The sequence below is a fragment of the Hydrophilobacter chitinilyticus genome (assembly GCF_049860745.1).
GTDB lineage: Bacteria > Pseudomonadota > Gammaproteobacteria > Burkholderiales > Burkholderiaceae_C > Rhodoferax_B.
Window position 1 is genome coordinate 1,350,997 of record NZ_CP187561.1, and the last position, 23,906, is coordinate 1,374,902.

General features: G+C 62.5%; 18 protein-coding genes. 9 read left to right on the plus strand and 9 right to left on the minus strand.

All coding sequences use genetic code 11. The features are described 5' to 3' along the window. Window positions 1-101: 101 nt before the first annotated feature. Genes ACPWMG_RS06140 through coaD form a run of 3 tightly spaced genes read left to right on the plus strand, consistent with a single transcriptional unit; the run spans window position 102 to window position 2,937 of the window. On the plus strand, window positions 102-1,667 hold the full coding sequence (locus tag ACPWMG_RS06140; RefSeq protein ID WP_483303769.1) for a methyl-accepting chemotaxis protein: 1,566 nt from the start codon (window positions 102-104) through the stop codon (window positions 1,665-1,667). A 46-nt stretch (window positions 1,668-1,713) separates the two neighbouring features. Further along, window positions 1,714-2,370 carry a 16S rRNA (guanine(966)-N(2))-methyltransferase RsmD gene (gene rsmD, locus ACPWMG_RS06145; protein WP_483303770.1) on the plus strand — a complete coding sequence of 219 codons (657 nt, stop codon included), beginning with the start codon at window positions 1,714-1,716 and terminating at the stop codon, window positions 2,368-2,370. Window positions 2,371-2,427: 57 nt separating this feature from the next. Continuing rightward, window positions 2,428-2,937 (plus strand): pantetheine-phosphate adenylyltransferase, encoded by a 510-nt coding sequence (gene coaD, locus ACPWMG_RS06150; RefSeq protein ID WP_483303771.1) that lies wholly within the window; start codon window positions 2,428-2,430, stop codon window positions 2,935-2,937. Window positions 2,938-3,502: 565 nt separating this feature from the next. Here the strand turns inward: coaD and ACPWMG_RS06155 are convergent. The 5 genes from ACPWMG_RS06155 to ACPWMG_RS06175 all read right to left on the minus strand — a co-directional run bounded on the left by ACPWMG_RS06155 (window position 3,503) and on the right by ACPWMG_RS06175 (window position 9,553). Next, a complete protein-coding gene (locus ACPWMG_RS06155) occupies window positions 3,503-4,495 on the minus strand; it encodes a Bug family tripartite tricarboxylate transporter substrate binding protein (protein WP_483303772.1) in 993 nt (330 codons plus the stop codon). A gap of 31 nt (window positions 4,496-4,526) precedes the next feature. Then, window positions 4,527-5,252 carry a class II aldolase/adducin family protein gene (locus ACPWMG_RS06160; protein WP_483303773.1) on the minus strand — a complete coding sequence of 242 codons (726 nt, stop codon included), beginning with the start codon at window positions 5,250-5,252 and terminating at the stop codon, window positions 4,527-4,529. 155 nt (window positions 5,253-5,407) lie between these two features. Further along, a complete protein-coding gene (locus ACPWMG_RS06165) occupies window positions 5,408-6,346 on the minus strand; it encodes a LysR family transcriptional regulator (protein ID WP_483303774.1) in 939 nt (312 codons plus the stop codon). Between the two features lie 88 nt (window positions 6,347-6,434). Continuing rightward, complete coding sequence (locus ACPWMG_RS06170; protein ID WP_483303775.1) at window positions 6,435-7,415, minus strand: complex I NDUFA9 subunit family protein; 981 nt, start codon at window positions 7,413-7,415, stop codon at window positions 6,435-6,437. 128 nt (window positions 7,416-7,543) lie between these two features. Next, window positions 7,544-9,553 carry a lytic transglycosylase domain-containing protein gene (locus tag ACPWMG_RS06175; RefSeq protein ID WP_483303776.1) on the minus strand — a complete coding sequence of 670 codons (2,010 nt, stop codon included), beginning with the start codon at window positions 9,551-9,553 and terminating at the stop codon, window positions 7,544-7,546. 10 nt (window positions 9,554-9,563) lie between these two features. Here ACPWMG_RS06175 and ACPWMG_RS06180 point away from each other — a divergent pair, with 10 nt between their 5' ends. Both ACPWMG_RS06180 and ACPWMG_RS06185 read left to right on the plus strand, forming a co-directional pair. Continuing rightward, window positions 9,564-10,163, plus strand: a complete 600-nt coding sequence (locus ACPWMG_RS06180) for a 5-formyltetrahydrofolate cyclo-ligase (protein ID WP_483303777.1) — start codon at window positions 9,564-9,566, stop codon at window positions 10,161-10,163. A gap of 73 nt (window positions 10,164-10,236) precedes the next feature. Then, window positions 10,237-11,283, plus strand: coding sequence for an endonuclease/exonuclease/phosphatase family protein (locus ACPWMG_RS06185; protein WP_483303778.1), 1,047 nt, complete (start codon window positions 10,237-10,239; stop codon window positions 11,281-11,283). A 15-nt stretch (window positions 11,284-11,298) separates the two neighbouring features. On the opposite strand, the gene ACPWMG_RS06190 is transcribed toward ACPWMG_RS06185, so the two are convergent. Beyond that, a complete protein-coding gene (locus tag ACPWMG_RS06190; RefSeq protein ID WP_483303779.1) occupies window positions 11,299-12,285 on the minus strand; it encodes a LysR substrate-binding domain-containing protein in 987 nt (328 codons plus the stop codon). A gap of 159 nt (window positions 12,286-12,444) precedes the next feature. Between ACPWMG_RS06190 and ACPWMG_RS06195 the strand changes: the two genes are divergently transcribed. Together ACPWMG_RS06195 and ACPWMG_RS06200 are read left to right on the plus strand one after the other, a co-directional pair. Then, on the plus strand, window positions 12,445-12,963 hold the full coding sequence (locus ACPWMG_RS06195) for a DUF2917 domain-containing protein (RefSeq protein ID WP_483303780.1): 519 nt from the start codon (window positions 12,445-12,447) through the stop codon (window positions 12,961-12,963). A 256-nt stretch (window positions 12,964-13,219) separates the two neighbouring features. Next, entirely contained in the window at window positions 13,220-15,019 is a 1,800-nt protein-coding gene (locus ACPWMG_RS06200) for an ABC transporter ATP-binding protein/permease (protein ID WP_483303781.1), read from the plus strand. A gap of 101 nt (window positions 15,020-15,120) precedes the next feature. Here the strand turns inward: ACPWMG_RS06200 and ACPWMG_RS06205 are convergent, their stop codons facing one another. The 3 genes from ACPWMG_RS06205 to ACPWMG_RS06215 all read right to left on the minus strand — a co-directional run bounded on the left by ACPWMG_RS06205 (window position 15,121) and on the right by ACPWMG_RS06215 (window position 18,820). Continuing rightward, window positions 15,121-15,822: a hypothetical protein gene (locus ACPWMG_RS06205; protein WP_483303782.1), complete on the minus strand. Its 702-nt coding sequence runs from the start codon at window positions 15,820-15,822 to the stop codon at window positions 15,121-15,123. Window positions 15,823-15,985: 163 nt separating this feature from the next. Continuing rightward, entirely contained in the window at window positions 15,986-16,465 is a 480-nt protein-coding gene (locus ACPWMG_RS06210) for a cyanophycin metabolism-associated DUF1854 family protein (RefSeq protein ID WP_483303783.1), read from the minus strand. A gap of 24 nt (window positions 16,466-16,489) precedes the next feature. Then, window positions 16,490-18,820, minus strand: coding sequence for a cyanophycin metabolism-associated ABC transporter (locus ACPWMG_RS06215; protein ID WP_483303784.1), 2,331 nt, complete (start codon window positions 18,818-18,820; stop codon window positions 16,490-16,492). A 206-nt stretch (window positions 18,821-19,026) separates the two neighbouring features. On the opposite strand from ACPWMG_RS06215, the gene ACPWMG_RS06220 reads away from it, so the two are divergent. Beyond that, on the plus strand, window positions 19,027-21,237 hold the full coding sequence (locus ACPWMG_RS06220) for a cyanophycin synthetase (protein ID WP_483303785.1): 2,211 nt from the start codon (window positions 19,027-19,029) through the stop codon (window positions 21,235-21,237). 51 nt (window positions 21,238-21,288) lie between these two features. Further along, window positions 21,289-23,856: a cyanophycin synthetase gene (gene cphA / locus ACPWMG_RS06225; RefSeq protein ID WP_483303786.1), complete on the plus strand. Its 2,568-nt coding sequence runs from the start codon at window positions 21,289-21,291 to the stop codon at window positions 23,854-23,856. Window positions 23,857-23,906 lie beyond the last annotated feature (50 nt).

Sequence of the window (23,906 nt, forward strand, 5' to 3'; positions counted from 1 at the left end):
GTCACGTTGTCATCAGAAACGGTTAAGGTAGCGGGGTTAATACATTTATTAACAAACTCACCTGGTTAATCTGGTTAAGTATGAAAAAGCTCTTTGAACGCATGCGTCTCGCGCCCCGGCTGGCGCTGTGTTTTGCCCTGGTGATCCTGGTCACCTCGGTGGCCGCCGGCATTGGCGTTTGGCGCCTGGACCGCCTGCAAGACATCGCCGATGACTTAGGGGGCAACTCGGCCCAGCGCGCGTTGCTGGCGCGTGAATTACACGCCATTGTGGTGATCAGTTCCATGCGCGCCGAGACTTTGCTGCTCATCGACAACCCCGGTTTTGCCGCCCGCATCAACGACGACCGCAAGGCCACCTCGGCCCGCTCGGAAGTGGTGCGTAAGGCACTCGAAGACCTGGCCGACACCGACAAGACCCGCGAGTTGTTCAAAGAGATTGACGCCACAGGCGACAAGTTTCGCGCGGCGCGCAACGACTTGGTCAAGCGCAAAGAGGCTGGCCAACCCATTTCCGACGACGCCATCCGCACCGTGCTGCGCCCTGCGGCCGATGGTTACGCCAAAGCCGTGGACGCCCTGGCCGAATACCAGAAAGAACGCGTAAGCGAGGCTCGCGACGCCGCTGCTGCTTCTGAAAAAGAAGGCGTGGTATTGCTGATCGGCGGCTCGGTGGCAGGCCTGCTGCTGAGCGTGTGGTTGGCCTGGTCGTTGTCGCGCTCCATTCTGTCGCCGCTGGGTGAAGCCTCACAGCTGGCTGGTCGTGTGGCCGGCGGCGACCTCACCACGCCGCGTGTGCGTGATGCAGGGCGCGACGAAGTGCAAACCCTGGTGGCCGACTTGGGCAGCATGCAAGACAAGCTGGCTGAGGTGGTGCTGAGTGTGCAGTCGGCCAGTGAGTCGATTCGCACCGCCAGTTCTGAAATCGCCTCGGGCAACCAGGACCTTTCGCTGCGCACCGAGCAAACCGCTTCCAGCTTGGAAGAAACCTCGGCCAGCATGGAAACCTTGACCGCCACCGTGCGCCACAGCGCCGACTCGGCGCGCGAGGCCGATGCCCTGGCCGCCAACGCCTCGGGCGTGGCCGGGCGTGGCGGTGAAGTGGTGGCGCGCGTGGTCGCCACTATGGATGACATTGCCGCTTCGTCGGCGAAGATCGCCGACATCACCGGGGTCATTGACGGCATTGCCTTCCAGACCAACATCCTGGCGCTGAACGCCGCCGTGGAAGCTGCGCGTGCTGGTGAACAAGGCCGTGGGTTTGCCGTGGTGGCCAGCGAAGTGCGCAGCCTGGCGCAGCGCTCGGCACAGGCCGCGAAAGAGATCAAGGAACTCATCGGTGCCAGTGCCGAGAAGGTGCAGTCGGGCTCGGCGCTGGTGCGCGACGCCGGCACCACCATGAGCGAAATCGTCACCGCCGTGCAGCGCGTGAGCGGCATCATCCGCGACATCAGCGCTGCCGCCGGCGAACAGAGCGACGACATTGCGCAGGTCAACCAGGCCATCACCCAGCTCGACCAGATGACGCAGCAAAACGCCGCCCTGGTGGAGCAGGCAGCAGCCGCTGCCGACAGTTTGAAGACGCAGGCGTTGCGCCTGTCGGAAGTGGTGGGCACTTTCCAGTTGCCTGGCGGCGGATCGAATCTGCCGCGCCTCAGCATGTACTAAACCCACGGAGACTGAACTGCGGTTCAGTCTCCGTTAAGCTCGGCGCATGAGCAAATCTTCTTCCCGCGCCGCAGCGGCACCTGGCAAAACCGGGGCCGCAGCTAAAAAGCCCGCCAACAAACTCGCCACCAAGCGCCCCGGCGTCACGCCACCGGGCGAGATCCGCATCATCGGCGGCCAGTGGAAACGTACCAAGTTGCCCGTGGCCAACCGCCCCGGCTTGCGCCCCACGCCTGATCGTGTGCGCGAAACCCTGTTCAACTGGCTCGGCCAAGACCTGACCGGCTGGCGCTGTGTGGATGCATTCGCCGGCACCGGCGCTCTCGGCTTTGAAGCTGCCTCACGAGGTGCCGCCGAAGTGTTGATGGTCGAGCAAGAAGGCACGCTGGTCACGCAACTGCAAACCCTGCAAACCAAGCTCGAAGCCACAACGGTGCAAGTGCGCCGTGGCGACGGTGTGGCGGCTCTGCGCCAGTTGGCGCCGGCCAGCATCGACCTGGTGCTGCTCGACCCGCCGTTCGACGCGCCGCTATACGAAAACGCTTTGCGCGCGGCTGCAGCGGCCATCAAGCCCGATGGTTTTGTCTACCTCGAAGCTTCAGCGCAGTGGACGGACGAAGCCCTGGCCGCTGTGGGCTTGGTGTTGCGCCGCCACATGAAGGCCGGCGTGGTGCAAGCGCACCTGCTTCAATGCGTGGCATGATCGCGCCCGATCAGCCATTTCAGAACCTGAGTCAGAGCCGTTAGAGAAAGCCACGCCATGGACAAGCAGCCCGTCATCGCCGTCTACCCCGGAACGTTCGACCCCATCACCTTGGGGCACGAGGACGTGGTACGGCGTGCCACCCAACTGTTCGACCAGGTCATCATTGCTGTGGCCGCAGGGCACCACAAGAAGACGATGTTTAGCTTGCACGAGCGCATTGAGATGGTGCGCGAGGCGGTGGCGCCTTACCCGCACGTCACGGTGGAAAGCTTCTCTGGCCTGCTGCGCGACTTTGTGGTGGCGCGCGGCGGCAAAGCCATGGTGCGCGGCCTGCGCGCGGTGACAGACTTTGACTACGAGTTTCAGTTGGCGGGCATGAACCGGTCGCTGATGCCGAACGTGGAGACGGTGTTTTTGACGCCTAGCGACAAGTACCAATTTATCTCGAGTACGTTTGTGCGGGAGATTGCGACGTTGGGGGGCGAGGTGGGGAAGTTTGTGTCGCCTGCGGTGTCGAATCGGTTGGTGGAGAAGGTGCGGAGTTTGGGGCGCGATCCCAGTTGAGGGGTGTTGATTGGCGCTGTCGGCCGGGTCTCGCCCCGGCGGGCGACTAACTTCTTTTGCTTCGCCAAAAGAAGTCAGCAAGAAAAGGCGACCCCGCTATCTGCGTCCCCTCGCGGAGCGAGGGGCAACCTGCGCTGGACGGCTTTGGCGGGGTTTCGCTGGAACTCGCGTACCGCTCAGACAGCCAGCGAAACTGATCCCGCCAAAACCGCCCATCGCAGGCGCAGCTAGAGGGGGATTTGGGGCCCAATACCAGCCGCCTCGCTGCGCATCGCGGGCGCAAAATCCGGGCCGAGCAACGCGATGGCCCGTCTGGTTTCCAACTCCCGTCAGGCCGGGCCTGCGATGGGTGGGGTTGGTGGGATCAGGGCTGGTGGCTGTCTGAGCGGAACGCGAGTTCCACCAGACCCCCACCAACGCCACCCAGCGCAGGTTTGCCCTTCGCTTTGCGAAGGGTCCCGGCATGTGGGTCGCCTTCTCTTTGGTGACTTTCTCTTGGCGAACCAAGAGAAAGTTACTCGCCGCCGGGCGACTCCCGGCCGACAACGTTAATTAACGCTCCCCCTCACTCAGGCTTGATATTGGCACTCTTAGCCACCTGCTTGAACTTCACCGTATCCGCCTGAATCAGCTTAGCCAATTCAGGCGCCGAACCCTTGGTGATCTCCACCCCCGCCAACGTCAGGTTGTTCTGCACCGCAGGATCGGCCAAAACCTTCTCCACATCGGCCGCAATCTTCTTCACGATCGCCGGTGGCAGGTTGCCTGGCCCCATCAGTGCAAACCAGTTGCCCAGGTCAAACGGCTTCATGCCTTGTTCTTCAAACGTGGGCGTGTCGGGCAGCAGGCTGTAGCGTTGCGGTGTGGTTACGCCCAGCACTTTGAGCTTGCCACTCTTGACGTGCGGCACCACCAAGTTGGCGCTGACCACGGCCAATGGAATTTGCCCACCCAACACATCGGTGACGGCGGGTGAACAGCCTTTGTAGCCCGCATGGGCCGCCGTGATGCCGGTTTTTTCTTTGAGCAACTCCATCGCGAAGTGGTGCGGCGAGCCAATGCCGCACGAACCATAGGCCAGCGTGTCAGGCTTGGCTTTGGAGAGGGCGACCAATTCTTTGATGTTGTTGACGTGCAGGCTTGGGTGCGCCACCAGCGCGAGCGGGGTCACGCCCAGCAGCATGATGGGGGTGAGGTCTTTCTCGGCGTCGTAAGGCAATTTGCCGTTGACCGCGAGGTTGGTGATCATGGTGTTGTTCTGCAGCACCAGCGTGTAGCCATCGGCCGGGGCACGCGCCACTTCCTGGCTGCCGATGTTGCCGGCTGCACCGGCCTTGTTGTCGACCACCACACCTTGGCCCCAGATGGTTTGCAGGCTGGCGCCAATTTGCCGGGCCAGGATGTCCGAGCCGCCGCCGGTGGCGTAGGGCACAACGATGCGAACCGAGCGTGCGGGGTAGTCGCCCTGTGCGGAGGCGTGGTCCACGGTGAAGAACACCGAGGCCAGGGCTGCGATGCCGGTGATGGCTTTGCAGACGGTTATTTTCAAAGATGGCATTGCTTAGTCTCCTAGTGGTTTTAATGAATTCTTATGCGTCAACGTCGGTGGCGCCGAGGCGCTGGACCCACAGCGCCCATGAGCGCGGAATCTGGGTGTCGTTGGCTTCTGAGGCCAGGCGCGCCTCGGTCTTGCTCAGGAATTGGGGTTCTCCCAGGCCGCTGGCGGCGAGTTGCAGCTTGGCGTTGATCTCGGTGTAGATCGCGCGGTAGATGGCTTGCGGCAGCGATGTGCCGACCACCGTGGAGCCGTGGCCGCGCATCAGCACACAACTGTGCGAGCCGAGCGCGCTGGCGAGCGAGCGGCCCAGGTTGCTGTCGCGGATCAACATGTCGGTGTCGCCGGCTTCGTCGCGAATGTCGAAATGGGCCGAGCCGCTACCCAAAAAGCCCGACATATGGAACAGCGGACGCAAGGCCGTGTGTGTGCAGGCGAACGGGATCACGTTGGGCGAATGGGAGTGCACCACCGCTTGCACATCTGGGCGCGAGCGGTAAATCTCCGCGTGGATGAAACGTTCCAGATACGGGCGTGGGCCATCGGCGTCTACCGGCGAGCCGTCTTGCCGGTAGCAGTAAATGTCGCGTCGGCGCACCAGGCCCGGCGCGCGGTTGGCGGACAGCAAAAACAACTCGGGGTGATCGGGGTGGCGCACGCTGGCGTGGCCCATGGCATCGACCACGCCTTGGTCGTAAAGGATTCGGTTGGCCAGGGCCAAGTCGCGCGTTAGCGCTTCGGGTAAAAAATCTTGCGGCATCGGAACCGTTGTCTCTTGAAAAAAGTGCCGCGCGGGATCGTCATTTTGGCAAGCGGGGCAAGTGCTTATTGGAGCTTTGCAGGGGTGTCTGCGTCCAATACTTTTTTCGAGAGGGCTGCGCAAAGCTTTTCTTTGCGCAGCGGTCCGGGAGGCGATCAGTTGGTTTTGACTGGCGCCGTGATCGGGTGTACCTGCTGGCCCAGTTGCTTGGCAAATACCGTCAGCGCGCTGCGGATGACCGCTACCAGTTGATCTTCGTGGCGCAGTGGTGCACGGCGTTGTGGTGCCACCAGGTAGAGCGTGCGGCGCAAGGTTGGCTCGACGATCGGGCGCACTTGCAGCAAGCCTTGCCGTTCCTCATGGAGGACGGAGGCGTAGGGCATGATGCTGGTGGCTTCGCCGCGCAGGATCAGGCTCTTGAAGGCGGCGATGGAGCGCACTTCGTAGGCCAGGCTCATCTCCAGGCCGCTGTCGTGCACGGCGCGCTCTACCAGTTCGCGCACCACGTCCCGGCGCTCGGCTAGGACCAGGCGCTCTTCCAGTGCTTCGGCCAGGGTGATGGGCATGCCGGCCATCGGCCCGGGCAGGGTGACCAGCACCAGGTCTTCCTGCTGCAACGGCAGGCGGGTGAGGTGCGATACATCGGGGGCTTCGTAGGCCAGGGCCAGATCAAGCGCGTCGCGAGCCAGTTGGTCGATCAGCACGTGGCTCATTTCTTCGGCCACACTCAAGAAAACCTGCGGCAGTTGCTCGCGCGTGCGCACTGCAATCTCGGGGCCGAGGGCGAGCATCAGGCTCGGTGTCATGCCCAGGCGGATCATGGTGGCGGCGTGTGGGTCGAGTGCGGCCACGTCGCGCCGCGTGTCGTCCACCAGTTGCAGTATGGCTTGCGCGCGGGTGTAAAGCAGTTGCCCGGCCGGTGTGGCTTCTACACCGCGCGAATGGCGCAGCAGCAGCGGCACGCCCAGGCTTTCTTCGAGTTGGCGCACCTGCATGCCTAGGGCCGGTTGGGCCACCAGCAGGTCGGCCGCAGCGCGGGTCATGTTGCCGGTTTCAACGATTTTGACGAAGTATTTGAGCTGCCGAAGGTTCATGGCGCGAAGCGGTTGTGCAGCCGCCGATCATAGTGGCGCACCCACGCGGGTTTTCACCCGTTTGGCTCCAGCGTCGGGAGAAAAAGTCCTAGAAACGATGCTTGTGCGGGCGGCTGCGAATGGCCGTGGCACGGTCTACCGGGCGCAGGTAGGTAGGGGCAATCGCGCTGAGTGCGCTGGGGTTGATGCCCAGCGCTTGCAGGCCAGGGAACACGCCGCTAGCCACACTGGGCAGCAGCATCGAATCCAGGTTGTCGCGGCTGAGCAGGGTGGGCCCAGGCGCCCATTCAGCCAGCAAGGCTTGCAGCCGTGCCAGAGCGGGTGGCATGTTGATCACCGGATGGCCGCGACCGCCACGCACACCGCTGAGCCGGCCGGCCAGTTGCACCAGCTCGGTCAAGGTGTAGCGCTCGGGGCCACAGGCTTCGTAAATCTCGCCGATGCTTTGCGGTTGCTGCAGTGCGTTGACCAGGGCTTGGGCTACGTCTTCCACCCACACGGGTTCGAACACCGCTTTGCCGCCGGCCAGCGGCAGCGCTGCGGGGTAAGCGTGTTGCAGCCGGGCGAACAGATTGAGGAACTTGTCGTCGGCACCGAAGATGACGCTGGGGCGCAGCACCGTCAGGTCAATCGCGCCAAACTGCGCCGCCGCGTGCAGCAGCGATTCACCATGTGCTTTGCTGCGCAGGTAGCGCGAAGGTGCCATGTCGGGCTGTTGGTTGGGCACGCTCAGGGCGCTGACGTGCAGTACGCGCCGCACACCGGCAGCGGCACACGCCTGCAGCAGACGGCGCGGTAGCTCCACATGCACTTTGGAAAATGACGCCTCAGTGCCATGGAGTTGCGCCACCAGGTTGACCACAGCGTCTTGGCCTTGCAGCAGTCGTGCGAGTGTGGCGTCGTCGTGGATATCGGCCTGCACCAGGTTCAAACGCGGCTGCATTGCAAGCGCTTTGTGGCTATCGATGCGGCGCGTGGGCACCGTGACCTGCCAAGGCAGCAGGGCCAGTTTGGCGCACAAGTGGCGGCCGACGAAACCGCTGCCACCCAAGATGAGGATGCGGTGCATGCCATCATTTTGCGCCGCTTGCCCGCAAACCGGAAGAGGGCGCTCCATAAAAAACAAAAGCGCCGAACATACTGTTCAGGCGCTTCTGAGTTGCGTGTGGCGCTCCTGAAATGGGAGCTGACTGCTATTTATGGCAGGTCTTTGTAGGGCTCAGGTTGGCGTGCGTCGCGTGGACCCACCGTGCCCAGGCGCTGCTTCAGCGACTGGGGCTGGCCGGTCAGCAGCGCGGCATAGTTGGTGGCGTTGGAGAGCACCAGCTTGACGTAGTTGCGTGTCTCGGTGAACGGCACGTTCTCGGCCCAGATCGCGGCCTCGACTACCGGGCCGTTGCGCCAGACACGCGGGCGACCAGGGCCGGCGTTGTAGGCGGCGGCGGCCAGGGGCATGGAGCCATCAAAGTCGTCGAGCACCAGCTTGAGATAACCGGTGCCGATGGCGATGTTGGTGTCGCGTTCGTTGAGCTGGCCGACCGTGAAGTCAGGCAAGCCGATTTTCTTGGCCGTCCAGCGCGCCGTGGCTGGCATCACTTGCATCAAGCCCGAGGCGCCCACGCCCGAACGCGCGTCCATGATGAAGCGCGACTCTTGGCGGATCAGGCCGTAGACGTAGGCCGGGTCGAGGCCAATTTCATCGGTGCGCTTGACCACCGCATTGCGGTGCGGCGTGGGAAAGCGCTGCTCAAAGTCGATGAACGACTTGGTGCGTTCGCTGGTGTTGATGCAGCGGTCCCACAACTGGTTTTGGCAGGCCAGGTCAGCGGCGGCCAGCAGCTCGCGGTCGGTCAGGCCGCCCTTGTCGTGCAGGTTGGTGGCGTAGTTCCACTCGCGTACACCTTCGCTGCGCAGGCCGAGTTGAATGGCATAGAGCGCACGACGAAAGCTTGGGTTGGCGCGGGCAGCGGCTTTTTCTTCTTCGGTGGGCGGCTGTGGGCGTGGCGGCACGGTGATTTTTTGGCCAATTTCTTCCAGCGCCAGTTGTTCATAGAAGCCGCGCACACCGGCAATGCTTTGGAACAACTGCTGGGGTTCCACCCGGTCCAGATCAGACTTGACGTTGGCTTGCAAGGCACGTGCCCTCCAATACACCCAGGCCGGGTCGAGCTGCGTTTCGGGGCTCATGCCAGCAATGGCACTGGTCACCTGTTTCCACTGGCCGGCGCGCAGGGCCGAGCGTACTTTCCAGATCAGTTGCTCGTCGGTCAGGTCGCTGTCTTTGGTGACCTTGGCGTAGTACTCACTGGCGTTGGGTTGCAGCTTTTGCGCCGCCTGGCGGCCGATCACGCCCCAGACCCAATTACGCTCTTCGGCGTTGAGCTGCGGGCTCCATTTGGCCTCCATCAGCACGGCGGCATTGTCGGGGTCGCCGATGGCGAGCTTGGTCAGGCCCAGCACGATGATTTCGCGCCGCGTGTTGGAGATGGCGAGCGTTTTGCTGGTCAGGAACTTGGTGGGTTTGTCGTTCAGCTCGTTGAGCATGGGCAACGATTCGGGCGACACCACCGCGACCACTTTGCCGGCCGAACGTGGACGGTTGGCTTCGGTGGCCAGGCGCGCCTTGCGCCAGAAATCGTCGGCCTTTAGCTTGCGGTCGAGCAGCAGTTGGCTGGCAGCTTCGGTGCAGCCGTCTTCGGCATCACGCTGGGCAAACCAGGCGTTGCGCACGTCGTCTACGAAGCCGGGCCCCACTGCGTTGGGGCCACGGCTGATTTCTTCGATCAGTGCGGCGTAACAACGCACCTCGCGGTCGTCGCGCATGCGGTAGCGGGCGTATTCATCGGCAAAGGTCGCCCAATCGCGGCGTTGGCCCAGCAGCAGCAGCCAGTCGTTGCGCAGCCGGTCTTCCTGGTAGGTGTTGGGGTAACGCCGGGTAAAAGCCTGCATGTCGGCAGAGGTGAAGGTGTCCAGCCTCAGGCGCGCTTCCCAATACGCCGCCCAGGGTTCGAGCGGGTGCCCTTGGGTGCCTGGCAGCAAAGCGGTGAGGCGCTTGCCGTCGCGGCCCTTGTAGGCTTGGGCCATGTCGAGAATGGTTTGGTCACCGGCAGCGCCAATCGTGACGGTCTGAGCTTGGGCCTGCGTGGGCAGGGCTTGCGCTAGGCCAAAGGCCAAGGCAATAGATGTCAAAATGGCTTGAACTTGCATGTTGGGGATTATGGACAACTCTGAAGACCACAAGGCACAAGACCGTAAGGCTTTGCGTGAGGCGCTGGTAGCGCAACGCTTGGATCTGCCGGATCGCCTACAGCGCGCTGATTTGTTACAACGTGTGATGCGCATTTGGCTCATCGGCCGCACCGACGAAGTCATTGGCGCCTACTGGCCCATCAAGGGTGAGTTCGACCCCTTGCCCGCGCTGCACCGCTGGAAAGAAGACGGCGAATTGCTCGATGGCCCCAAGCTCAAACGCATTGGCCTGCCGGTGGTCGACAAGAAGACCAAAACCCTGACCTTCCACGCTTGGTACCCCGGCTGCCCGATGGAAGAAGACGCCTACGGCATTCCCAAACCCAAAGACACCGAAGTGGTGGTGCCCACGCTATTGTTTGTGCCTTGTGTGGGGTACGCCGCTGGTGGTTACCGCCTGGGTTATGGTGGTGGTTTTTACGACCGCACGCTGGCAACGCTGCAGCCCAAACCCTTTACCGTGGGCCTGGGCTACACGCAGGGTTATCTGGAAGACTTTGAACCCGCAGCGCACGACATTCCCTTGGATGCCATCTTGAACGACAACGGGGTGGTCTGGCCGGTGTAGTGGACGGTGTAATTTTTGGACCGAAGACGAGTTACGAGACAAGGCCCTTCCTCCATGGAGGGGCGATAAAACCATGCAAAGCACGCCGTCCAACTACTCGACCCTTTTCGTTGCCACCTGCAACGTACTGAACCTGGCCCGTGCGGGCCGGATGTATTACCCCAACCACGACAGCTACACCAACCGCGAATACGAGCGCAAGGTGGCGTGGCTGGGCGAGCGCTTTCGCAGCCTGAACGCCGATGTGCTGGCTGTGCAAGAAGTGTGGGACGAATCGGCCCTGCGTGACGCTATCGCTGCCAGCGGCCTGCGTTACGACACCGTGGCGGTGCCCGGTGCGGAAGACACGCCTCCGGCCATTGGCGCCCAAGGCACGCCGCGCGTGGGCATCATCACGCGGCTGCATGTCGATGCCGTGCAATCGTTTGGCGAGTTCCCCGCCAACATCCAGGTTGAAGTGCCGCAGATTGGCGTGCACACGCGTTTTGAGCGCCCGCCGCTGCTGGCCACCTTGCGCATGAAGCATGGCCAAACGGTGAACGTGCTGACCGCGCACCTCAAGTCCAAACGCCCCAAGTTTTTGCTCGATGCCCAAGGCAAGTCGCTAGAAGACCGCGACGACCCCAAGGTGGCCGCCCACGCCGCGCTGCGCTCGTTGATCATGCGCGGCGCCGAGGCTACGGCCTTGCGCTGCATCGTCATCGACCTGCTCAAAGGCAGCCAGGTGCCGCTGGTGGTGATGGGCGACTTCAACGACGCGCCCCACAGTGTGACCACACAACTGGTGGCCGCTACGTCCGAGGCGCTGTACGACAAGGCCGCGCGCGATGTGGCGCTGTACAACGCTTATGAGGAGCAGGGTGAATCGGCGTTGAAGAAGGACGTGGCGTACTCCCACATCTACCAGGGCACGCCCGAGGTGCTGGACCAGGTGCTGGTGAGCGAAGAGTTCATTCGTGGTAGCCGCCGCCAGCTGGGTGACGTGCGGCGGGTGGACTACTTCAACGACCACCTGCACGAAGGCCGCGACGGCACGCGTTCTGACCACGGCTTTGTGCGTGCTTTACTACGTTTGCGCGACCCGGATGTGGCGCCGCAGTTGGCGCCTGTCGTGCCGTAACTGCTCTAAATCTATTCAATCGAGGTTGTCCACGGTGTCCGGGTCTGGCACTTCGCCAACCGCTGCCCGCGTGGCCGCTGCCTGCACTTGCAGCCACTGGCAAAACGCCTTGATCTCGGGACGGTTGGCGTTGCGCTCGCCCACCACCAGCCAGTAGGCCATGGGCGAGTCCATGCGCAGGTGGGGCAGCACTTCGATCAAATCGCCATTGGCCAGGCTGTCGGCCACCAGTGGCATACGGGCCAGTGCCACGCCTTGCCCGGTGAGGGCAGCCTGCACGATCTGCTGCGCGTAGTTGAAGTACATCCAGCGCTTCGGTTCCAGCTTCCCCAAACCCTGGGTTTCAAACCAGCGGTGCCAACTGAGCCATTCGAGGTGCACGGCGCGGTGGGCGTCACCGGCCTCAATCAGCGCAAAGTTGGCCAGGTCTTCGGCGCGGGTCAGGCTTTTGCCGGTTTTCAGTAGCCAGGGGCTGGCCACCACGGTCAATTGCTCGCCAAAAAGGCGGATGGCGCCGCGGGGCGCGACGTTGGGCTTGGCGTAGCGCAGGGCCAGATCGACGTCAGCGGTTTCCAGGTCGACCATGGTGTCGGTGGCGTCGATGCGGATGTCGATGTCGGGGTACTCGGTTTGAAACGCTTCCAACCGCGAGATCAGCCACATCGACGCAAACGACGCCCAGGTGGTAACCGCCACACTTTTGCGCCCGGCGGTGCGCCGAATGAGGCGCACAGTGCCGTCCAATTGCTCTAAAGTGGATTGCGCTGTGCGCATCAATTGCGAGCCAGCGCTGGTCAGATCAACGGCGCGGGTGTGGCGCAGCAGCAGCGCCACGCCGACTTCGTCTTCCAGTGCCTGGATTTGCCGGCTCACGGCCGACTGGGTGAGCGAAAGTTCTTCTGCAGCCGCCCGAAAGTTGAGGTGCCGGGCTACGGCGAGAAAGGTGCGCAGGTGGCCTACGGCGATGGGCCGGGTGCGCAAGTGGGCGGTAGAAGTAGCCATGGCGGTGCTGAAGGGATGGCGTGAAAGTCGCAGAACCGAAAACCGGGGGATGGCGCATTATTGCATTTACGGAATCAATGATGCGGTTCGATTTCATTGGACCAGATGGGGTCTGGCGACGATCATTCATTCCCGTAAACACACTTTCTGGAGCCCATCATGGAGGCGCAAAACCAACTCGAATCGCAACAATCCCTGCCCGTCACGGCGCTGGCAGGCTGCTGGAAACTGGACGCGGGCCGTGCTACCACGCTGCAGCCACAACAAGCAGGGATGTTTCGAGTGGCGCATGGTGCGGTGTGGATCACGTTCAACGATCCGAAGGCTTCTATTGGCAATGGCCTGGGCGACCACATCCTCTACGCGGGTGAGCAAATCAATTTGCCCGCTGGCCAAAAGGCGGTCGTCGAGCCATGGTGCGTTGGCGACAAAGGCACAGCCCAAGCGGCCGCGTATTTCAGCTGGACACCAGAATGGGCTGCAGTGCGGAGCTCGGACCGAAGCTCTAGCCTGGTGGCGGCGTCCGCTCAAGACAGCGTGGCGCAACCTCTGCGCGACCTGGGTGTGGCACTGGGTTTGGCGGCGGGTGCTCTAGGCCGTTTGGCCATGGCCCTGGTGGGCGCACGCGGTGTACGTGGTTCTGGCCGCCATGGCACGCCAGCCGTGGTGCGTATCTGAGTCGCATCTGAAGGCATAAAACAGAATTCAATCTATCGGGTTGAATACTCCGAAAAATATAGCGGGCTACGCAAGCACAAATTGCGTTAAAGGCCAGTTTGGTTAGAAACGTTAGCGCGACCAGGGCTTGCCCCGGTCGCGTTTTTTATGTGCTCACGTTCCGTTCTTAAACCTGCCTTAAGCGCAGGATGTAAGCCACGCGAGAAGCACCGACGCGGGCTACGATGCAGGCTTCTGTTTCAACAACAAAAGCCCCATGTCCCTTTCCACCCGCATGGCCTCGGCCAAGGCGCAACTGGCCAAAGTCTGGGCCTTGTCTGCGCCGTATTTCAGGTCTGAAGATAAATGGCGCGCCCGGCTGTTGCTGGCCGCGATCGTGGCGCTCAACCTAGGGGGCGTGTACCTGGCGGTGATGTTCAACGACTGGAACCGCGTGTTCTACGACGCGTTGCAGAACAAAGATCAGGTGGTGTTTTGGCAGCAACTGGGCCGGTTCACGTATCTGGCTTTCGGCTCGATCATTCTGGCGGTCTACCGGTTTTACCTGACGCAACTGCTGTCGATGCGCTGGCGCGCCTGGATGACCAAAAACTATCTACAGCGCTGGCTTGCCCACGGTGCGTTTTACCGACTGGAGCTGGCGCGTTTCAGCCCGCATGCAGACGGTGTGACCGTGGTGCCGGACAACCCCGATCAGCGTATCCAGGAAGACCTGAACCAATTCACCAGTGACACCATCTCCCTGAGCATGGGTTTGCTGAACGCGGTGATCACGCTGGTGAGCTTTGTGGGGATTTTGTGGGGCCTGTCGGGCATGTTCGCCTTCCACTTCGGCGGCCGCGAAGTTGACGTGCCGGGCTTCATGGTGTGGATGGCGGTGTTGTACTGCCTGGTGGGCAGTGTCATCACCCACTACATTGGCCGCCCGCAAATTGGGCTGAACTTTCAACAGCAACGCGTAGAAGCCGACTTTCGGCACCACATGGTGCGCGTGCGCGAATACAGCGAAGCCATTGCGCTCGACAAAGGTGAAGCCGTGGAACGCCAGCAACTCGACGGTCGGTTTGCCAGCGTGCTGCGCAACTACCTGCTGCTGATCAAGGCGCAAAAACGGCTGATTTGGTTCAGCAGCTTTTTTGGCCAGGCGGCCATCATCTTCCCGTTTCTGGTGGGGGCGCCACGGTTCTTCAGCGGTGCCATCCAACTGGGTGAGCTGATCCAGATTTCATCGGCCTTCGGCAAGGTGCAAGAGTCGCTGAGCTGGTTTGTCGACAACTACAGCAGCCTGGCCAGTTGGCGCGCCACGGTCAACCGCTTGACCAGTTTTGAAGAGAGTATTCAGGCCCAGGAGCGCTTGCAGATTGCGGAGAATGCTGCGAAATCAGGAGTTTTTGAACAAGGCGTAGCGGTTCCTGCAGACGAACTCCATACACAAGGCTTGCAGGTGAGTTTGCCTAACGGCACGCCGCTGCTTGACAACCTAGCCCTGGTGGCAAAACCGGGCGACACGATTCTGTTCAAGGGTCCGTCGGGCAGCGGCAAATCCACCTTGTTCCGAGCGCTGGCCGGCATTTGGCCGTTTGCCAAAGGGCGGGTGGATCTGCCAGCTAACAGCATGTTCATGCCGCAGCGGCCCTATTTCCCGGATGGTACTCTGCGCGATGCCTTGGCCTACCCGCACCCGGCGGCCGACTTCAGTGATGCCGATTTGCGCCAGGCGCTCAACGATGCGCTGCTACCGCAACTGGTGGACCGGCTGGACGAAACCAATGCCTGGGGGCAAAAGCTGTCTGGCGGCGAAGCGCAGCGCCTGGCAGTGGCGCGGGTGTTGTTGAAGAAGCCGAAGTGGATCTTTGCCGACGAAGCCACCAGTGCGCTGGACGAGCCGGCCGAGCGGCAGATCTACGAACGCTTGCGGGCCCAGGCCTTGCAGGCCGGCGGGGCGCTGGTGTCGATTGCGCACCGGCCCGGCGTGGCCGACTACCATGCCAGCCGTTGGGAGCTGCACCCGTCGGTGAACGCACAAGACGCGCGGTTTGAATTGCAGCCCAGCTAATTCCTAGTTTCGCAAACAAAAAAACGGCACTGCTTGCGCGGTGCCGTTGAATGAAAAAGCCCGCATGGCACCATGGCCCGGTGCGGGTGGAGGAGACAAATTTAAGTGCTGGAGCTGGAGCTCACGTCGTTGACCTTTTTAGCCGACGGGTCGTTGTAGGTCAACGGCCCTTCAGACAGTTTGTTTGGGTTCAACGTCTTGTTGGTATCGCCATCGACCACATCAATGGCCTGGCCCGCAACACGCCAGAGTGACTGCAAGAACTCCAGCAGTTTTTTGGAGATCGGCTCTTTCGGTGGCTCTGGTGGCTTCTCTTCTTCAGCCTTGACCTTGGTTGTCCAGTCCTTGTTGGGCTGGTCGGTCGCGCTTGAGGGTTGCTCGGGGCCGGGCAGCTTGCCGGTGTCCACTAAGCGCGCGGCTTCGGTCGCGGTTTCTGTTTCCTGCGTAGCTTTGGTGGTGTTCACTGCGCCCACGGCACCCACCACACCAGCAGTGCTGCTGGCGTCTTGTGTGGGTTGCGGGCTTGGCTTGCCGTTGGCTGCAGCGGGGGTGTAGTCCACACCTGGGCGCGCTGTCAGCGCCGCTTGCGCGGCTTTCTCTTGTTTGACGATTTCGTCAAAGGCGGAAGATATTTCAATCTTGATGGATGGCTCCACAGGCGTGGGTGCCACCTCCTGCAGAGCTTTGGTCTCGGTTGGCGACGCGCGCTGAACCTGAGACGCCGCCACATCGGCGCCGGCCGACGGCAAGTCGGCACCGTTAGGCGACCAGCTATTTGCTCGATCTATCGGGGTGACTTGCATATGACGTTCCAGACTTACAGATGTCCCCAGACCAATTCCGAGGCTTCGTACCGTTTGTAACGGCAGATTTACAGAGAAATTTAGGGCTGTTTTGAAAAAAACTTAAAAAAAGTTGCCCCGGGCCCTAAAGTTTTCCGCAAACCTGTATGCAAGCTGTTTGCAATTACAGGAAACGCTCCAGCAGCCGTCGCGAAGGCCGATCCAGATCCGACAAATTTCGGATAGAGAAATGAACGCCCTGGCCGCCGGTGATCATCAAAGCACCTTGCCCAAGCCGGCGAATGTCTTCTTCGGACTTCAGCACAAACTCGGTTTCGCCGCGATCCGTCTCCACCGTCCAGATGCTGGGGGTGGAAAAGGTCGAGACTTTCTTCAACCGCCGGATTTCCGGCACGAACTCGCGTTCGGTAAATTCGGCGTCCAGCAGCGCCCGTTGTGACGCTGGCAGGTCGGTCAAGCGGTCGATCCACACTAACTCGTGCCCATCTTCGCCCACCAGTGAAACACCCTCGTCGGGCGCCGCAATCGGAAAGGCTCGAACTGGCACGATACCTTCATATCGACGGCCTTCAGCAGAAATGAAAACCAGCCGACCAAAGGCGTCGCGTTCTAGTTGGAAATCGGGATTGGCGAGGGTGGACATATTTGTCTCTCTTGAAGGCGGCGGTCAGGTCGAACCGGCGGGGTGGGCGGCATGGCTGGGGGCGGGCGGGGGCGTGGCTTCTCCGTCGTCTTCGCCATCCTCGCCATCCAGGCCCTCGGTTCTACGCGCCTGGGCTTCATACAGCCGCCAATAGGCGCCTTGTTTGGCCATCAGTTCGTCGTGCGGCCCCACTTCCACCACGTGGCCGCGGTCCATTACCACCAGGCGGTCGGCCTTGCGCAGGGTGGACAGTCTGTGGGCAATGGCGATGGTGGTGCGGCCTTGCACCAGGTTGTCCAGCGCCTTCTGGATTTCTTTTTCGGTTTCGGTGTCGACCGAAGACGTCGCTTCGTCCAGGATCAGGATGCGTGGGTCGATGAGCAGCGCGCGGGCGATGGAGATGCGCTGGCGCTCGCCGCCGGACAAACCTTGGCCGCGCTCGCCCACCAGCGAGTCGTAACCTTGGGGCAGGCGCAAGATGAACTCGTGCGCGTGGGCGGCGCGTGCGGCGGCAATGATTTCCTGGCGCGTGGCGCCGGGTTTGCCGTAGGCAATGTTCTCGGCAATGGTGCCGAAGAACAAAAACGGCTCTTGCAGCACCAGGCCGATGTTGCGTCGGTAGTCGGCCACGGCAATGCGGCGTATGTCGGTGCCGTCGACTTGAATGGAGCCGTCGGTCACATCGTAGAAGCGGCAGATCAAGTTGACCAGGGTGCTTTTGCCGGAGCCGCTGTGGCCCACCAAACCAATCATTTCGCCGGGGCGGATGCTCAGGTTCAGGTCGCGAATCACCGAGCGGTTGCCGTAGCGGAAACCCAGGCTCTTCATGTCGATCTGTCCGCGCAGGTTGCCTTGGGCATCGCCCACGCGCACTGGGTTCACGGGGTCGGGCACGTTGGAGACGTGGTCCAGAATGTCAAAAATGCGCTTGGCACCGGCCGCCGCTTTTTGCGTGACCGAGACGATGCGGCTCATCGAGTCCAGCCGGGTGTAGAAGCGGCCAATGTAGGCAATGAACGCCGTGAGCACACCCACGGTGATCTGCTGTTTGGACACCAGCCAGATGCCGAACGCCCACACCACCAGCAGGCCGATTTCGGTCAACAGCGAGACGGTGGGCGTGAACAGCGACCAGATTTTGTTCAGCCGGTCGTTCACTTCCAGGTTGTGGCGGTTGGCATCGCGAAAACGCTGGGTTTCGCGGCGTTCTTGGGCAAACGCCTTGACCACGCGAATGCCGGGAATGGTGTCGGCCAGCACATTGGTCACGTCGGACCAGACGCGGTCGATCTTCTCGAAGCCGGTGCGCAAACGGTCACGCACGGTATGGATCATCCAGGCGATGAAGGGCAGCGGCAACAGCGTGACCAAGGCCAACCAGGGGTTGATGGAGAACAGGATGATCGCCGTCATGGAGATCATCAACACGTCGGTGGCGAAGTCCAGCGCGTGCAGCGACAGGAAGACGCTGATGCGGTCGGTCTCGGAGCCGATGCGTGCCATCAAGTCACCGGTGCGTTTGGCACCGAAGTAGTCGAGCGACAGCGTCAACAGGTGGTCGAACGTGGCGGTGCGCAGGTCGGCGCCAATGCGCTCGGACACCAGCGACAACATATATGTACGCGCCCAGTTCAAACCCCAGCCGGCCACGGCGGCCAGCAACAGGCCGCCCAGATAGAGCATCACCAGGTGGGGCTCGATGCTCTGGCCGTTCTGGAACGGGATCAAGATGTCGTCCATCAGCGGGATGGTGAGGTAGGGCGGCACCATGGCGGCAGCAGTGGACAACAACGTCAGCACAAAGCCGGTGATGAGTTGTTTGCGGTACGGCTGCGCAAAGCGCCACAGCCGCAGCAGCACCCAGGTGGAGGGCGGTGTATGCACATCGGCGCCGCAGATGCTGCAGTCTTCACTATCGGGTGGCAGTGGCGCGTGGCACGTAGGGCATACCGTGAGCTCTTCCACCTTGGCAGGCGGCTCGCCCAGCGTGGTCAGGCGCAGCTCGAATTGCTTCAGCAGGCGTAACGCTTGCGGGTCTACGCTCAAGGTGTAGCGCCATTTGGCCAACTGCTTGTGGGTGTTGTGCAGGGCCAGGGTGCCCACGCCGGCGTGGTCGGTGTGCTGCAGCGTGAGGTCGGGGGACAGCGGCCACTCTTGCCAGGCGCCGTCTTGCGGGCGGGCGAGCAGGCGGCGGTCGGTCAAGACCAGCCAGCCGTGCTGGAAGCGAAGTTGGGTGTCCAAGTCAACCGCCAAGCTGGCGAGCACGTTCTCGTCTACGGCAAGTTGTCCTTGCAGCGCCTGCTGTACCGAGCCGGGGCCGCCACTGGAGATGTCTACTGAATGTTGATGCTGCATATGTTGTTGTGGTCCACAGAGACTTCCGGTGCCGAGGTTCGCGCGGGACTGTGGATTCTGCCCGAACGGTTGATGAGCACGAGCCGTTGACTCAGCAGAAGACGCGGCTTTGAATCTAAGGCAACATCTTGCTGTGTCACGCCCTAAAAGCCGAGCGCACAATAGACAATATTCAAGTTCGCTCTCCGAAATCCGACCAAGACCATATGAGCCCCAAGGACGACATTCAACTGCTGCGCATCAATTACCTGCGTGGACCCAACATCTGGACCTACCGTCCCACCCTGGAAGTCTGGCTTGACTTGGGGGACTTGGAGGACTTTCCGTCCAATCTCATCCCTGGCCTGGCGGATCGCCTGCTGACGCTGTTGCCAGCGCTGGAAGAGCATCACTGCGGCGTGGGTGAGCGCGGCGGCTTCATGCAGCGCCTGCGCGAAGGTACCTGGGCGGGCCACGTGCTGGAGCATGTGGTCATTGAACTGTTGAACCTGGCCGGCATGCCCACGGGCTTCGGCCAAACGCGCAGCACCAGCAAACATGGCGTCTATCGCATGGTGTTCCGCGCCCGCGACGAACAAGTGGCACGTACTGCGCTGGCCGAAGGGCACAAGCTGCTCACCGCCGCCATCCGCAACCAGCCGTTTGAGGTGTCTGAAGCCGTGACCCGCGTGCGCGAGCAAGTGGATGATTGCTACCTCGGCCCCAGCACCGCCTGCATCGTGGCTGCTGCCACCGACCGCAGCATTCCGCACATCCGCCTGAACGGCGGCAACCTGGTGCAGATTGGCCACGGCGCGCAACAACGCCGCATCTGGACGGCTGAGACCGAATTCACAAGCGCCATCGCCGAAGGCATTGCGCGCGACAAAGACCTCACCAAGTCCCTGCTGCAATCCTGCGGCGTACCCGTGCCCGAAGGCCAGCCGGTTGATTCGCCCGAAGCCGCCTGGGAAGCCGCGCAAGACATCGGCCTGCCGGTGGTGGTCAAGCCGTCTGACGGCAACCACGGCCGTGGCGTGTCGCTGGAACTCAACCGTAAAGAAGACGTTGAAGCCGCTTTCCACGTGGCCGAGCCCGAAGGCAGCGAAGTGCTGGTCGAGCGCTTCATCCGTGGCCACGAGCACCGTGTGCTGGTGGTGGGCGGCCAAGTGGTGGCCGCTGCGCGCGGCGAAATGATCACCGTGACCGGCGACGGCAAACAAACCGTGGTGCAGCTCATCGACAGTCAGCTCAACTCCGACCCGCGCCGTGGCGCCGAAGAAGAGTTTCCGCTGGACGTGATCGTGCTTGACACCGACCCCAAGCTGCAACTTGAGCTGCAACGCCAGAACCTCAAGGGCGACTCGGTGCCAGGCGCTGGCCGCGTGGTCATCATCCAGCGCAACGGCAACCTGGGGGTTGACTGCACCGACCAAGTGCACCCCGAAGTGGCTTACATCGCCGTTTTGGCCGCACGTGTGGTGGGGCTGGACATTGCCGGCATCGACATGGTGTGTGAAGACATTGGCAAGCCGCTGCAAGCGCAGGGCGGCGCCATTGTGGAAGTCAATGCCGGCCCTGGCCTGTTGATGCACTTGAAGCCCGCTGTGGGCTCGCCGCGCCCGGTGGGCAAGGCCATCATCGACCACCTGTTTGCCGAAGACGAAACCGGCCGCATTCCCGTGGTGGGCGTGGCCGGTACCCAGGGCACCGAAATCACCGCACGTTTGGCCGCGTGGCTCATCCACCTGAGCGGCAAACGCGTGGGCCTGGCCTGTCGCGATGGCCTGTTCCTCGACAGCCGCCGCGTTGATGCGGCCCCAAGCGCAAGCTGGGAGCCCGCTCACCGCTTGTTGATCAACCGCTCGATGCAGGCCGCCGTGATTGAAAACGGCGCCGAAGTCATCTTGCGCGACGGCCTGGCCTACGACCGCTGCGCCGTGGGTGTGGTCACCGACTTTGACGGTTTTGAGGCGCTGGGCGAATTCGATATCACCGAGCGCGCGCAACTGGTCAAGGTGATGCGCACGCAAATCGACGTGGTGTTGTCCGAAGGCGTGGGTGTGTTGAATGCCGACATCGCCGAAGTCGCCGAGTTGGCCCCGTTGTGCGATGGCGCTGTGATCTTCTACGCGCAAGACGCACAAGCTCCGGCCGTTGTGGAACACCGCGCCGCCCAAGGCCGTGCTGTGCTGGTGAACGCCAAGGGCCAAGTGGTGCTGGCGACCGGCACCGCCGAAGTGGTGCTCACCAGCATCACCCGCCTGACGCAGCAGCGCGACAAAGCCGGCAGCGCTGGCGACAACCTCATCTCGCCTATTTTGGCGGCCGTTGCGGCTGCCTGGGCCTTGGATATTTCGCCCGATTTGATTGCGGCTGGCTTGAAGACATTCGAACTCGAATTGCCTGCTACCCGCAGCGCTGCCATTTCAGCATGAGCAGCATAAGCAGCCTCAATATCCGCAAGAACCAACACTAGAGCCTGACTCATGGAAGTATCCCGAATCCGAGCCCTGCGCGGCCCCAACCTCTGGAGCCGGCACACGGCGATAGAGGCCGTCGTCACCTGCTCCGACGCCGAGCGTTCGATCCAAAACCTGCCGGGCTTTGAAGCCGCCTTGCGTGCCTTGTTCCCTGCTGTGGGGCCATTGGTGGCCGGCCGCGAACACGGCGAGGTGTCGTTGGCGCGCGTGCTGGAAAGCGCCACGCTGGCCCTGCAAGCCCAAGCGGGCTGTCCGGTCACCTTCAGCCGCACGGCGGCAACAGTAGAGCCCGGTGTCTACCAGGTGGTGGTGGAGTACAGCGAAGAAGACGTGGGCCGCCTGGCTTTGCAAACCGCGCTGAACCTGATCGACGCGGCCACCAACCGCACGGCGTTTGACGTGGGCGCCGCCATTCACCAATTGCGCGACACCGACGAAGATGTACGCTTGGGCCCGAGCACCGGCGCCATTGTGGACGCTGCCGTGGCCCGTGGCATCCCCTTCCGGCGCCTTACCCAAGGCAGCATGGTGCAGTTTGGCTGGGGCTCGCGCCAGCGCCGCATCCAGGCGGCCGAGGTGGACAACACCAGCGCCGTGTCCGAGTCGATTGCGCAAGACAAAGACCTGACCAAGAAGCTGTTGCACGCCGCTGGTGTGCCCGTGCCGTTTGGCCAGCCCGTCACCAGCGTGGACGAAGCCTGGGCCGTGGCCAACAAGATTGGCATGCCCGTGGTGGTCAAGCCGCAAGACGGCAACCAGGGCAAGGGTGTGACGGTCAACATCAACGACCGCGACCACATGGAAGTGGCTTACCGCGCTGCTGCCGAATACGGCGAGGTGATGGTGGAGAAGTTCTTGCCCGGCAGCGACTTCCGCATCTTGGTGGTGGGCTCGCGCATGATCGCTGCCGCACGCCGCGACCCGCCGCAAGTGCTGGGCGACGGTGAACACACCGTGCGTGAACTGGTCGACATCGTCAACTCCGACCCGCGCCGTGGCGATGGCCATGCCACCTCGCTCACCAAAATTCGTTTTGACGACATTGCCGTGGCGCGCTTGGCGCTGCAAGACCTCAAGCCCGACTCGGTGCCCGAAAAAGGCCGCCGCGTGGTGCTGCGCAACAATGCCAACCTCAGCACCGGCGGCACCGCCACCGATGTGACCGACGACGTGCACCCGGACATCGCCGCCCAAGCCGTGGCCGCTGCGCAAATGGTTGGCCTGCACATCTGTGGTGTCGACCTGGTCTGCGAAAGCATGCTGCGCCCGCTGGAAGAACAACACGGCGGCATTGTGGAAGTGAACGCTGCGCCAGGCTTGCGCATGCACATCTCGCCATCGTTCGGCAAAGGCCGCAACGTGGGCGACGCCATCGTCAGCCACCTGTATGGGCCCGATGAAGATGGCCGCATTCCCGTGGTAGCCGTCACGGGCACCAACGGCAAAACCACCACCTCCCGCCTCATCGCCCACCTGTTCGCCAGCAGCGGCCTGCGCGTTGGCATGACCAACACCGACGGCGTGTACGTGCAAGGCCGGCAAATCGACAGCGGCGATTGCAGCGGCCCGAAAAGCGCGCGCAACGTGCTGTTGAACCCGCAGGTGGATGCGGCCGTGTTTGAAACCGCACGTGGCGGCCTGCTGCGTGAAGGCCTTGGCTTCGACCGCTGCCAGGTGGCCGTGGTCACCAACATCGGCCAAGGCGACCACCTGGGACTGAACTTCATCACTACGGTGGAAGATCTGGCGGTGCTGAAGCGCGTGATTGTGCAAAACGTGGCCCCCACCGGCTACGCGGTGCTGAATGCCGTAGACCCCATTGTGGCCGCCATGGCCTCGTCGTGCCCCGGCCAGGTGATCTACTTTGCCGCCGACCGTCACCACCCCGTGATGGCCACGCACCGCGCGCAAGGCCGTCGTACTGTGTATGTCGATGGCGACGCCATCGTCGCGGCTGAAGGTGCCTGGCGCGAGAAAGTGTTGCTGCGCGATATTCCGATCACGCGCAACGGCAGCATCTCCTTCCAGGTTGAAAACGCCATGGCGGCTGTCGCAGCCGCCTGGGGCGCCGGCCTGAACTGGGACACCGTGCGCGGGGGCATGAACAGCTTTGCCAATGATGCCGACAACGCCCCCGGCCGCTTTAACGTGATGGACTTCCGCGGTGCCACCATCATTGCCGACTACGGCCACAACCCGGACGCCATGCGCGCCCTGGTGTCGGCTGTGGACGCCATGCCCGGCAAACGCCGCTCGGTGGTGATCTCGGGCGCGGGCGACCGGCGCGACGACGACATCCGCGAGCAAACCGTGATCCTCGGCGACGCATTTGACGACGTGATCCTGTTCCAGGACGCCTGCCAACGCGGCCGTGCTGACGGTGAAGTGCTGGCGCTGCTGCGCGAAGGCCTGGCTGGCGCCAAACGCACCCAAAAAGTCGAAGAGATCTACGGCGAATTCATCGCCATCGACCACGCCTTGGACAAGCTCCAACCTGGCGACCTGTGTCTGGTGTTGGTCGATCAGGTGGAAGAGGCGCTGGCGCACTTGGCGCGCCGCGTGGCCGAGGCCTGACGGCATTTGTGTAACCCCGGGCACAAAACGCCCGGGGTGTCCCTTGCCAC